Raw genomic sequence first — 12,621 nt, forward strand, 5'->3', positions numbered from 1 at the left:
GCTCGCGGTCGCGCTGCGCGCGGCGCTGCCCGATGCGGTGTTCACGCTCGCGCTGCCGTCGCCGCGCGACTGGGCAGCACAGGCGCTCGTGCTGGCGGGCGGCGCGCCGGATACCGTCGTCGACGAAGACGCAGCCGACGCGGCGGCGGCCTGCATCGCGGATTTCCTGCGGTCGTTCGCGACGGCCGGCATCGATGCGGTGCTGATGCGCGAATCGCGCACGTGGGACGCAGACGAGGCCGCGCTGTGGCTCGAGCTGTATCAGCCGGTCGCGAACGTCGCACGGCACTACGGATGGGACTGGGGGCTGCAGGTGCCGTCAGCGATTGAATTCGGCGATACGCACGGCCCCGATTTCGCGATCGCGCCGTCGGCGTGCGGTCAGGGTCCGACCGGGCTCGTCGTACCGGACGCTTTCTGGCAAGGTGATGCTCTGCCAGCGCCGAAGCCGGGTACGTTCGACGTTGCGGACATTCCTGCGGCAGCGCGTCCGGAGACCGTCCTCGAACGGCTCGCACTCTTACGTGAAAGGCGATGACAATGAAACGATCCTCGCACTCGCTTCGTTCGCTGCCGCCCGAGGGGGTGGTCTGCCTTCCTGGGGCGGCCCTGCGGAGGCTGACATGGTGACCGAAGGCGAACTGATGTGGACGCCGGACGAGACATTCGTGCGCGGCACCCATATCGCGCGTTACATCGACTGGCTGGCGGCCGATCGCGACCTGAAGTTCGCGGACTACGACGCACTGTGGCGCTGGTCCGTTAGCGAGCGCGATGCGTTCTGGGCGTCGATCTGGCAATGGTACGGCGTGCAGTACGACGGGTCGGCGCGTCGCGTCACCGACGGCGCGCCGATGCCCGATACGCGCTGGTTTCCGGACGCGCGCGTGAACTACGCGGAGCACGTGCTGCAGCACGCCGCACACGCGAGCGCGACGCATCCGGCGTTCCATCACGCGAGCGAGACTCGGCCGCTGCAGACGCTGTCGCTCGCCGACCTCGCGAGCCAGGTGCGGCGCTTCGCGACGCGCTTGCGCGAGCTTGGTGTGGAGCCCGGCGATCGCGTCGTCGCCTATATGCCGAACGTGCCCGAGTGCGCGGTCGCGATGCTCGCGGCGACCAGCATCGGCGCGGTGTGGTCGTCGGCGGCGATCGACTTCGGCGTGCGCACGGTGGTCGATCGTTTCCGGCAGATCGCGCCGAAGGTGCTGATCGCCGCGGACGGCTATTCGTTCGGCGGCAAGATGTTCGAGCGCACGCGCGAGGTGGCGGACATCGCGCAGGCGCTGCCGTCCCTGCAGACGCTCGTATGGCTACCGAACGTCGCGAGCGCAATGCCGGCCGAGATCGCATCGCTGTCGTGCGCGGTGCATGCGTGGGACACGATGCTGTCGGGCCCCGACGTGCCGGCCGACGCATTCCGCTACACGCGCGTCGGCGCCGATCATCCGCTGTGGATCGTGTTCTCGTCGGGCACGACCGGCTTGCCGAAGGCGATCGTGCACAGTCACGTCGGCGTGCTGGTCGAGCATCTGAAGCTGATGCATCTGCACATGGACCTGCGCGCCGGCGACGTGATGTTCTTCTACAGCACGACCGGCTGGATGATGTGGAACCTGCTGGTCGCCGCGCTGATGACCGGCGCATCGGCGGTGCTCTACGACGGCAGCCCGATGAACGGCGGCCCCGAGTGTCTGTGGCAGCTCGCGGCGGATGCGGGCGCGACGTGCTTCGGCGGCAGCCCGACCTTCGTGCAGATGATGGAGAAGGCCGGCATCGAACCCGGCCGGCGGTTCGATCTGTCGCGCCTGCGGAGCGTGCTGCTGAGCGGCGCGCCGAGCACGCCGGAGACGTTCGCATGGTTCTATCGCAGCGTGAAGGCCGATCTGTGGGTCACGTCGCAATCGGGCGGCACCGAGCTGTGCAGCGGGCTGGTCGGCGCGGTGCCGCTGTTGCCCGTCCATGCGGGCGAGATCCAGGCGCGCATGCTCGGCATGGCGGTCGACGTATGGAACGATGCGGGCGAGCCTGTCGTCGACGAAGTCGGCGAACTCGTCGTCACGCAGCCGGCGCCGTCGATGCCGGTGTTCTTCTGGAACGACGAAGGCGGCGCGCGCTATCGCGAGTCGTACTTCGAGTATTTCCCCGGCGTGTGGCGGCACGGCGACTTCATGCGCGTGACGCCGCACGGCGGATGCTACATCTACGGCCGCGCGGATTCGACGCTGAACCGCTACGGCGTGCGGATCGGTTCGGCGGAGATCTACCGGGTCGTCGAGGAGATCGACGCGGTGGCCGACAGCCTGGTCGTCTGCTGCGAGCTGCCGGGCGGGCGCTTCTTCATGCCGCTGTTCCTGCGTCTGCGCGATGGCGCGGTGCTCGACGACGCGCTGCGTGCGCACATCGCCGAGCGGCTGCGTACCCAGTGCAGCCCGCGCCATGTGCCGGACGTGATGGTCGAAATGGCGCAGATCCCGTATACGCTGACCGGCAAGAAGATGGAGGTGCCGGTGCGCAAGATCCTGATGGGGCGGCCGGTCGAACAGGCAGCGAGTCGCGACGCGATGGCCAATCCGGCGGCGCTCGATGCGTACGTCGCGTTCGCGGGTACGGTGCCGCGATGACGACGGCGAGCGCGATGCCCGGCGCCGGGGCGGCCACGCCCGAGGCGCGCGGGGGCGATGTCGGCGATGGCGACGATGCCAGGCATGACGCGGCGTGCCTGCGTCCGTTCTGCTGCAACCCGTTCGCGGCGTTCTCCGCGTTCTCGCGCGTCGGCGGATGGACGCCGCCGCTGCCTGATGTGGACGTATCGGCTGACGCTTGTAGCCGCCAGGCAATTGAGGCAGGATGACCCACTCTCTCCACCATACAGGCGAACGTGACTCGCTCCCCGAACGTGATGCGACGCAGCGTGCGTCGTGACCGCGTGGATCTGCGCGAACACAAGTTCTTTCCGCCCGCCGCCCGCCGCGGCACGATCGTCCGCCATGCGCTGCTCGAGCGCGTGACGCGCCTCGGCGTGCCGCGCGTCGTGATCCTGCAGGCGCCGCTCGGCAGCGGCAAATCCACGCTGCTGCAGCAGATCATGGATGCCGGCCGCGCGAAGCGCTGGACAATGGCATGGCTGACGCTCGACGAGAACGACAACGACCCGCGCCGCTTCGAGGCGTACTTCATCGCGCTCGTCGCGCAGATGGTCGCGGACGCGGGCGTGAGCGCGCAGTCGCACGTGGCGACCGACAACATGGTCGACTGGGTGCTCGACCAGATCGCGCGGATTCCCGGCCTGATCGGCTTCTGCATCGACGATGTGCAGTGGATACACGAACCCGCGATCCTGCGTTTCTTCCGCGATCTGCTGCGCGCGTTGCCCGGGCGCTGCCGCGTGTTCGTTGGCTCGCGCAGCATCCCGGACGTCGGCGTGAGCGCGCTGCTCGTGTCGGAGGAAGCGCTCGTGCTGCGGATGGAGGACTTGCGCTTCTCGTCGGCCGAATCGGCCGCATTCCTGACCGGTGCCGACGACGTTGCGATCGATGCGGAAACGGCAGCGTTCGTCCAGGCGCGCACCGAAGGGTGGCCCGCCGGCCTGCAGCTGTTCAGGCTCGCGCTCGCACGCACCGACATTCGGCGCACGCTCGACGAGATGCGCGATTGCGCGCCGCTCGAACTCGTGCGCTATCTGTCGGAAAACACGCTGTCGCTGCAGCGCCCCGACGTGCAGGCGTTCCTGCTGAAGACGTCGCAGTTGCGGCGTCTGAACGGCGCGCTCTGCGAGGAAGTGACGGGGCTGCCGCACGCGGATGCGCTGTTGCGGCAGCTCGAGCAGGACGGGTTGTTTGTCGAGGCGCTCGACGGCAGCCCCGGCTGGTATCGCTATCACAGCCTGTTCGCGCGATTCCTGTCCGAGCGGTTCAGCGGCGAAGGCGCTGAAAGCGTGCTCGACGTGCACCTGCGCGCCGCGCATTGGTACGTGCGACACGGCGTGCCGGAGGAGGCGATGTTTCATGCGGTCGAAGCGCGCGAGCATGCGCTGGCGATCGACACGCTCGACGCATGGGCGTCGCGACTGGTCGCGGATGCGGAGCTGGTCACGCTCGCTTACTGGTACGACCGGTTGCCGGTGCATGAAGTGATCGGCCATCGGAGCCTCGCGGTCAAGATCGCGTGGGCGCTCGTGTTCCTGCGGCGCGGCGTCCCGAAGCATCCGCTGCTCGCGCAGCTCGAAGCGACACGCACGGCCGATGGCGAGCAGGCGGGATGCAGCGCCGACGTCGTACTCGCGATGGCCGAGCTGTTCAACAACGACTTGCGCGGTGCGGCGCCGCTCGCGAACGTGCCGGCGTTGCATCGCCCCGCGCGCGACGTGTTCGAGGCGTTCGAGCTCGGCGCGGCCGCGAACCTGCTGTCGTTCGCTGCGATGGCCGCGTGGGACGAGGAGGAGAGCCGCCGTCTGCTCGTGCTCGCGAACAGCCACAACGATCACGCGCAGGCAGCGTTCAGCCACGGCTACACGCTCGCGCTGCAGTGCGTGCTGGAGGTCGTCGGCGCGCAGCCGCAGCGCGCGACGCATGCGCCACGCGCGAGCGCCGGCGCGCGGCCGTACGTAAACCGCGGGATGGCGGCCGCGGCGCTCGCCGCGACGCGCATCTGGGCGTGCTACGAGGCCGACGAACTCGACACCGCCGAACGGCTCGCCGCGCAGTTCGAGCAGGACATCACGCTCGCGGCGGTGCCCGAGTTCATTGCGCTGTCGATGGTGTCGATCGCGCGCGTGCACGTCGCGCGCGGACGCATGATCCAGGCACGCGACACGCTCGATACGCTCGAGCGCGTGAGTTTTCAGAGCCAATGGTCGGGCGTGCGCGAGATGATCGCGTGGGAGCGCCTGTATCTGGCGGCGCGCAGCGGCGAGCCCGCGCGAGTCGACGCGTTATTGCCGCACGTGTCGATCGATGGCCCGCCGCCGGATCCGGCCTGGATTCCGGTCACGGAGATGCTGAGCGGCGCGCTGCTGGGCCGCATCCGGCTCGCGTTGCTGCAGCATCGGCTCGAGCGGGCGGCCGAGCTGCTGAAAACGGCGCTGGCCATCGTGCCCGCCCGACCGCTGCTGACGGTCAAGCTGCAGGTGCTGCAAGCGCTGGTCCAGCATCGGCAGGGGCAGACGAGACTCGCGCTGCGCACGCTGCAGCGGGTGGCGGACGCGGCCCGTGCCGGCGGCTGTCGCCGCGCGCTGCTCGACGAAGGCGCGGAGCTGGTGGCGATGCTGGACCCGATGTCCGACGCGGAAACGGATCGCGTCCACGCGATTCCCCGGCCAGGCGTGCAGAAAGCGGCGTGGCTCGGCGCGCTGTCGCAACGCGAGCACGAAATCCTGCAACTGCTTTGCAGCGGTGCGTCGAATCGCGAGATTTCGGAAAAGCTGTTCCTGTCCGAGAACACGGTGAAATTCCACCTGAAGAATCTCTACCTGAAGCTGGACGTCAGGAACCGCGCGCAGGCCATTCTCAAGGCCCGGTCGGACGTGCGCTGAGTCGCACGCGCCATATTCAATCGATTCGATGAATGCCGTGAAATGCATAATCGAATGCCAGGCGAGCCTCTTTATTACTTCGCATTACGGCACCGCGCAATTATCGCTGACGCCGGCCCGTCATCCGGGCGCCTGAAAATACACCGATTTACACGCCTCAGGCCAGATTGCCACCAGCTGACGTATGCAGAAAACGGTATATGTAATGCATGAAATGCAACACTGTCAAGCATTATGAAATGCATTGGCGCAACAACCTTACAAATTGAAATTATTGATATTAAGAATGACGAATTAATCGGTCTTTTTTGATGCGAATTAACGTGCTAGTCACATCCGCATCGTATAGTCTTCGCTCCGTGCCCGCTTTTTCATACACGTGACCATGTCCGATCCAATCGCCGCGCAATTCAGCGTGCCCCGCAGCCGGGAGCGCAACCTGGGTTTCGCTGTCTTCCTGGTGTTGCTCCTCGCCGGAGCGATCTTCGTCATCACCCAGCTCGCGTCGGATCTCCAGACGGTTGCCGAGCGTTCGACGTTTCCTTACATCCTGCTTGGCATCGCATTGCTGATCGCGCTCGGGTTCGAGTTCGTCAACGGCTTCCACGACACCGCGAATGCGGTCGCGACCGTGATCTATACGCGCTCGCTTGCGCCGCACGCGGCGGTCGTCTGGTCCGGCGCGTGGAATTTCCTCGGCGTGCTGACGTCGAGCGGCGCGGTGGCGTTCGGCATCCTGCAGCTCCTGCCGGTCGAACTGATCCTGCAGGTCGGCAGCAGCGCCGGCTTCTCGATGGTGTTCGCACTTCTGATCGCAGCGGTCGTGTGGAACCTCGCGACCTGGTATTTCGGCCTGCCGTCGTCGAGTTCGCATACGCTCGTCGGCTCGATCATCGGGGTCGGGCTGATGAACCAGTTCATCAGCGGCCCGTCCGGCACGAGCGGCGTCGACTGGAACCAGGCGCTGGGCGTCGGCAAGGCGCTGCTGTTCTCGCCGATCATCGGCTTCCTGCTGTCCGCGCTGCTGCTGATCGTCCTCAAGGCGGTCGTGCGCGTGCCGGCGCTCTACGAGGAACCGAAGGGGAACACGCCGCCGCCGTTCTGGATTCGCGCGCTGCTGATCCTGACCTGCACCGGCGTGTCGTTCGCGCACGGCTCGAACGACGGGCAAAAGGGCATGGGCCTGATCATGCTGATCCTGATCGGCGTGATGCCGACCGCGTACGCGCTCAACAAGGCCGTCACGCCGGAGCAGACCGGCACGTTCGTCGCCGTCGCGCGCCATGCGTCGGCGACGCTCGGCAAGTATGCGGACACGACTGTCCATCCCGCGGACGCACGCAGTGAAGTCGAGGCCTATGTGCGCACCCGTCACATCACGCCGGCAACGCTGCCCGCGCTGCGCGACCTGATCGACGGGATCGCCGGGCAGGTCGGCGCATCGGGCTCGATTTCCGCGGTGCCGCAAAGCCAGGCCGGCAACGTGCGCAACAACATGTACGTGGCGTCCGAGGCGATCCGGCTGATGGAGAAGGCCAAGTCGCCGGCATTCTCCGCGGAAGACGCGGGCGTGATCGACGCGTTGAGGAAGCAGCTCGATCATTCGACCAAGTTCATCCCGACCTGGGTGAAGGTCGCCGTCGCGATCGCGCTGGGTCTCGGCACGATGGTGGGCTGGAAGCGCATCGTCGTGACGGTCGGCGAGAAGATCGGCAAGTCGCATCTGACCTATGGCCAGGGCGCGTCGGCCGAGGCGGTCGCGATGCTGACGATCGGCATGGCTGATGCGTACGGGCTGCCGGTGTCGACGACCCACGTGCTGACGTCCGGCGTGGCCGGCACGATGACGGCCAACGGGTCGGGCCTGCGCTGGGGCACGGTGCGCAACCTGGTGTTCGCGTGGGTGCTGACCCTGCCGGCATCGATCGCGCTGTCGGGGTGCCTGTACTGGGTGCTGCATCGGGTCTTCTGACCCGGTTGATATAAGCCCGGTGAAGCAAGCCCGGTCGCGCGCCTGGCGCTCACCGCCCCGGGCGCCGTGACCGCCGGGCGCCGGACGGAATCCCTGCCGCCGGCGCCGCGTGGCGCGTTCCGCGTCCCCGATGCGGGCGCTGCGGACGCTGCAGGAAATTCGGCAGCGCATGAATGCCGGAAACGTGCCGGCGCACGCAATCGGTCGCCGCAGCGCGGTCGGCCGTTCCGGCCGCCGACGGACGATCGCGGACCGTCGGCCAGTCTGTCCCAACGCTCTCTCGACGGAGAAACACCCAGATGGATCTCAGCTTTGACCCGAGTCGCCGCGCAAATGCGTCGGTGTGGCGTGTGCTGCCCAACCGTTGGGACTTCATCGCGTTCCCGCTGATCGTCTGCCTGATCGCGATGGCGGCGATCGGCTTTCATCAGACGCTTGCGCCGATTTCGACGCTGAAGACCCAGGCGATCTCGCTCGACCCGTCTAACCTGCCCGAATACGCGCTGCGCACGACGCTGCGGATGCTCGCCGCGATGATCGCGTCGCTCCTGTTCACGCTCGTGTACGGCACGCTCGCCGCGAAGAGCCGCCGGGCCGAGAAGGTGCTGATCCCGATCCTCGACATCCTGCAGTCGGTGCCGGTGCTCGGTTACATCTCGTTTACGGTCACGTTCTTCCTCGCGCTGTTCCCGGGCCGCGTGCTCGGCGCCGAGCTCGCCGCGATCTTCGCGATCTGGACGAGCCAGGCGTGGAACATGACGTTCAGCTTCTACCAGTCGCTGCGCACCGTGCCGCACGATCTCGTCGAGGTGTCGCGCGGCTTCCACCTGACCGGGTGGCAGCGCTTCTGGAAGCTCGAGGTGCCGTTCTCGATGCCGGGCCTGATCTGGAACATGATGATGTCGATGTCGGGCGGCTGGTTCTTCGTGGTCGCGTCCGAGGCGATCACGGTCGGCAACAATACGATCACGCTGCCGGGCGTCGGCGCGTATCTCGCGCAGGCGATCAGCGACAAGAACATCGGCGCGATCGGCTGGGTGATCCTCGCGATGACGGTCGTGATCCTCGCATATGACCAGCTGCTGTTCCGCCCGCTCGTCGCGTGGGCCGACAAGTTCCGGATGGAAACCACGAGCTCCGGCGACGCGCCCGAATCGTGGCTGCTCGACCTCATGCGCCGCACGCAGCTGGTCCACCGCACGCTCGTGCCGATGGGCTGGATGCTGTCGCGGGCCGCACGCGCGCCGATGCGCATGCCGGCATTCGGGCGGGCAGGGTCCCGGCAGGAGCAACCGGGGCAGGCGTCGCGCATCGGCGATATCGTCTGGGGCATCGTGGTGGTGCTGCTGACCGTGTACGTCGTGTGGCGCGTGGTCGCTTACGTGCGCACCGGCGTCACGCTCGACGAAGTGGGGCACGTGTTCGTGCTCGGCCTCATCACGCTGCTGCGCGTCACGCTGCTGATCGCGATCGCGTCGGTGATCTGGGTGCCGATCGGCGTGCTGATCGGGTTGCGCCCGGCGCTCGCCGAAAAGGTGCAGCCGCTCGCGCAGTTCCTGGCCGCGTTCCCGGCGAACCTGCTGTTCCCGGTGTTCGTGATCGTGATCGTGAAATTCCACCTGAACGCCGACATCTGGCTGTCGCCGCTGATCGTGCTCGGCACGCAGTGGTACATCCTGTTCAACGTGATCGCCGGCGCGACCGCGTATCCGAACGACTACAAGGAAGTCACGGCCAACTTCCGCATCCGCGGCCGGCAATGGTGGCGCCAGGCCATGCTGCCGGGCATCTTCCCGTATTACGTGACGGGCGCGATCACCGCGTCGGGCGGCGCATGGAACGCGAGCATCGTGTCCGAAGCCGTGCAGTGGGGCGATACCAAGGTCAACGCGCACGGCCTCGGCGCGTACATCGCGCAGACGACGGCCGCGGGCGACTTCCCGAAGATCATCCTCGGCATCGCCGTGATGTCACTGTTCGTAACACTGTTCAACCGCCTGCTGTGGCGCCCGCTGTATGTCTATGCCGAGTCGAAGCTGCGACTTGACTGAGCGTGTGACTGAGCATGTTGACTGAAACTGATTGAGAGCGAAACGCGATGCAAAATCCGAATGCTGTAAACGCCCCTGTTCAGACCCAGCCGGCGCCGACGCTCGGTGACGAAATCCTGCGCGTCGACAATGTCAGCCGCGGCTTCAACAAGGCGCAGGGCGAACTGCTGGTGCTCGACGACGCGAACCTGTCGCTGCGCGAAGGCGAGATCGTCGGGCTGCTCGGCCGCTCGGGCTCGGGCAAGTCGACGCTGTTGCGGATCATCGCCGGCCTGATCGAGCCGACCGGCGGCGAGGTGAGCTACCTCGGCAAGCCGCTGCGCGGCCCGGCCGAAGGCGTCGCGATGGTGTTCCAGACCTTCGCGCTGTTCCCGTGGCTCACCGTGCTGCAGAACGTGGAAGCGGGCCTCGAGGCGCTCGGCGTCGACGCGCGCGGGCGACGCGAGCGCGCGCTTGCGGCGATCGACCTGATCGGTCTCGACGGCTTCGAGAACGCGTATCCGCGCGAGCTGTCGGGCGGCATGCGTCAGCGCGTCGGTTTCGCGCGCGCGCTGGTCGTCGATCCGACGATCCTGCTGATGGACGAGCCGTTTTCGGCGCTCGACGTGCTGACCGCCGAGACGCTGCGTACCGACCTGCTCGACTTGTGGACGCAGGGCCGCATGCCGATCAAGTCGGTGCTGATCGTCACGCACAACATCGAGGAAGCGGTGTTCATGTGCGACCGGATTCTCGTGCTGTCGTCGAACCCGGGCCGCGTGATCGCCGAGATCAAGGTGCCGTTCAAGCACCCGCGCAATCGTCTCGACCCGGCGTTCCGCAAGCTCGTCGACGACATCTACGCGAAGATGACGACGCGCCAGTTCGGCGAGGCGACGAAGAAGGGGCTCGAGCTCGGCAGCCGGCTGGCGCGGGTGTCGACCAACCTGATGGCCGGCCTGATCGAAACGCTCGCGATGGCGCCGTACCACGGCCGCGCGGACATGCCGGAAATCGCGCGCACGCTGCACCTCGAGGTCGATGAGCTGTTCCCGATCGCCGAAGTGCTGCAGTACCTCGGCTTCGCGGACGTGCGCGAAGGGGACGTGATCCTGACGCCGCCGGGGCGCGTGTTCGCGGAGTTCGGCACGCAGGAACGCAAGCTGATGTTCTCGGACCATCTGCTGAAACATGTGCCGCTCGCCGCGCAGATCAAGAAGGTGCTCGACGAGCGGCCGGGCCATCGCGCGCCGCGCGTGCGCTTCGAGCAGGAGCTCGAGGATTTCCTGACCGACGGCGCCGCCGAGGAGACGCTCGACGCGGTGATCGACTGGGGCCGCTACGGCGAAGTCTTCTCATACAACGACAAAACCGAGATTTTCAGTCTCGCCGACGTAGAATCCTGATCTCTTCATTTGCCGAAAACCTGGGGATCTTACGTGGTCAGACGCTTGGTTCGCGGTGCCCTGATGCGCAGGCGCCAACGGTCCGGAAGCCAGCGGTCGCGCTTGCGCGACGCGCTGTTTCGTCGTTTCATGGCCGCATGCATGCTGCCGGTTCGACCGATGCTGCGGGCGTTCGCACCGGCGACGCCCGCCATTGCGGAACGCAATGGCGCTCGGGCCCGCGTGTTCGCACTGCCGGACCCGGCCGTCGCGCCGCTGCCCTCGCGTGTGCCGCTTTCCGGCACATCCTTCTCCACAGGCAATACAGGGACTCCCATGAAAGACGCTCTTCCGACCAACGACGCCGCCGCCGACGCCGATCGGGATCGCTATGCGCGCCTGCAAGCGGAACTGATCGACAGCCTGGACGAGGAATTCGAACTGGAGCTCGACGACCGGCGCTTCGAGTCCGACACCGGGACGGATAGCGACCGGCGCGCGGAACGCCAGCATTACTTCCGCGAGCTGCTGCGCTTGCAGGGGGAACTGGTGAAGCTCCAGGACTGGGTCGTTCATTCCGGCCACCGGCTGGTCGTGATTTTCGAGGGCCGGGACGCGGCGGGAAAGGGCGGGGTCATCAAGCGCATCACGCAGCGGCTGAACCCGCGCGTGTGCCGGGTCGCGGCGCTTCCCGCGCCGACGACGCGCGAGCGCACGCAATGGTATTTCCAGCGCTATGTCGCACATCTTCCGGCCGCCGGCGAAATCGTGCTGTTCGATCGCAGCTGGTATAACCGCGCCGGCGTCGAGCGCGTGATGGGGTTCTGCACCGACGACGAATACGACGAGTTCTTCCGGTCGGTGCCCGAGTTCGAGAAGATGCTGGTGAGAAGCGGCATCCAGATCGTCAAGTACTGGTTCTCGGTGTCGGACGACGAGCAGGAGCTGCGCTTCCAGAGCCGCATCGACGATCCGCTGAAACAGTGGAAGCTGAGCCCGATGGACCTCGAGAGCCGCCGGCGCTGGGAAGCGTACACGCAGGCGAAGGAATTGATGCTCGAGCGCTCGCATATTCCGGAATCGCGCTGGTGGGTCGTGCGCGCGGACGACAAGAAGAACGCGCGCCTGAACTGCATCAGGCACCTGCTCGGGCAAGTGCCGTATCACGACGTCGAGCATTCCGCGGTCGTGCTGCCGAACCGCGTCCATCACGAAGACTACATCCGTCATCCGGTGCCGGAAGACATGTACGTCCCCGACAGCTACTGATGCGGGCTTGCGGCCGGCGGGGCATCGGGCCCCGTCTGGCGCATCCTGGTCGGCGCTCGCCGGCCGAGTCCGCGCGCGCGCCCACCGTATTCAAATACTCGTCTTAACGGAACCGGACTAGGCGTATACACGCGGTCGGCGGCGAAAAAGCCCGGTTCCACGCCGATATAAGCGCTATGACATGCGCTGCATGCCGATGGCCCAATGGGATGCGATGTTCTGTTCGCCTACCCTTCGCTTCGGCAAGTTTCGAATGGCCGGGCCGATACAGAGCGCACGAGATTGCGCAAAACAACACGGCCCGCGCTTCGCGAATCGACGAGACGCATCGCGGCTCGCCCGTCCCCACGACGTTGCCGACAAGCCTGTCAAGAGACGAGACAAACCTGATGACGGCCGCGCGCGGCCGTTTCAGCATGCTGATAAAGGAGC

General features: G+C 66.7%; 7 protein-coding genes and 1 pseudogene. All 8 read left to right on the plus strand.

Annotated elements, in window-relative coordinates:
- A pseudogene (locus tag G3N94_RS16360) lies at positions 1 to 538 on the plus strand (hypothetical protein); the annotation flags it as partial.
- 85 nt (positions 539 to 623) lie between these two features.
- Positions 624 to 2,624 carry an acetoacetate--CoA ligase gene (locus G3N94_RS16365; protein WP_205793564.1) on the plus strand — a complete coding sequence of 667 codons (2,001 nt, stop codon included), beginning with the start codon at positions 624 to 626 and terminating at the stop codon, positions 2,622 to 2,624.
- Positions 2,621 to 2,854, plus strand: coding sequence for a hypothetical protein (locus G3N94_RS16370; RefSeq protein ID WP_241021884.1), 234 nt, complete (start codon positions 2,621 to 2,623; stop codon positions 2,852 to 2,854). Before G3N94_RS16365 ends, G3N94_RS16370 begins: the two co-directional genes overlap by 4 nt.
- 27 nt (positions 2,855 to 2,881) lie before the next feature.
- Positions 2,882 to 5,533 (plus strand): LuxR C-terminal-related transcriptional regulator, encoded by a 2,652-nt coding sequence (locus G3N94_RS16375; RefSeq protein WP_205793565.1) that lies wholly within the window; start codon positions 2,882 to 2,884, stop codon positions 5,531 to 5,533.
- Between the two features lie 385 nt (positions 5,534 to 5,918).
- Positions 5,919 to 7,505, plus strand: a complete 1,587-nt coding sequence (locus G3N94_RS16380) for an inorganic phosphate transporter (protein ID WP_205793566.1) — start codon at positions 5,919 to 5,921, stop codon at positions 7,503 to 7,505.
- Between the two features lie 299 nt (positions 7,506 to 7,804).
- Positions 7,805 to 9,556, plus strand: a complete 1,752-nt coding sequence (locus G3N94_RS16385) for an ABC transporter permease subunit (protein ID WP_205793567.1) — start codon at positions 7,805 to 7,807, stop codon at positions 9,554 to 9,556.
- A 47-nt stretch (positions 9,557 to 9,603) separates the two neighbouring features.
- Positions 9,604 to 10,941, plus strand: coding sequence for a nitrate/sulfonate/bicarbonate ABC transporter ATP-binding protein (locus G3N94_RS16390; protein ID WP_205793568.1), 1,338 nt, complete (start codon positions 9,604 to 9,606; stop codon positions 10,939 to 10,941).
- Between the two features lie 315 nt (positions 10,942 to 11,256).
- A complete protein-coding gene (ppk2, locus tag G3N94_RS16395; protein ID WP_205793569.1) occupies positions 11,257 to 12,189 on the plus strand; it encodes a polyphosphate kinase 2 in 933 nt (310 codons plus the stop codon).
- Positions 12,190 to 12,621 lie beyond the last annotated feature (432 nt).

The sequence above is a fragment of the Burkholderia sp. Ac-20353 genome (genome assembly GCF_017104785.1).
In the GTDB taxonomy this organism is placed as follows: Bacteria; Pseudomonadota; Gammaproteobacteria; order Burkholderiales; family Burkholderiaceae; genus Burkholderia.

Coding starts and splice junctions, on each gene's coding strand:
- G3N94_RS16365 (WP_205793564.1), top strand. CDS start 624: ATGGTGACCGAAGGCGAACTGATGTGGACGCCGGACGAGACATTCGTG.
- G3N94_RS16370 (WP_241021884.1), top strand. CDS start 2,621: ATGACGACGGCGAGCGCGATGCCCGGCGCCGGGGCGGCCACGCCCGAG.
- G3N94_RS16380 (WP_205793566.1), top strand. CDS start 5,919: ATGTCCGATCCAATCGCCGCGCAATTCAGCGTGCCCCGCAGCCGGGAG.
- G3N94_RS16385 (WP_205793567.1), top strand. CDS start 7,805: ATGGATCTCAGCTTTGACCCGAGTCGCCGCGCAAATGCGTCGGTGTGG.
- G3N94_RS16390 (WP_205793568.1), top strand. CDS start 9,604: ATGCAAAATCCGAATGCTGTAAACGCCCCTGTTCAGACCCAGCCGGCG.
- ppk2 (WP_205793569.1), top strand. CDS start 11,257: ATGAAAGACGCTCTTCCGACCAACGACGCCGCCGCCGACGCCGATCGG.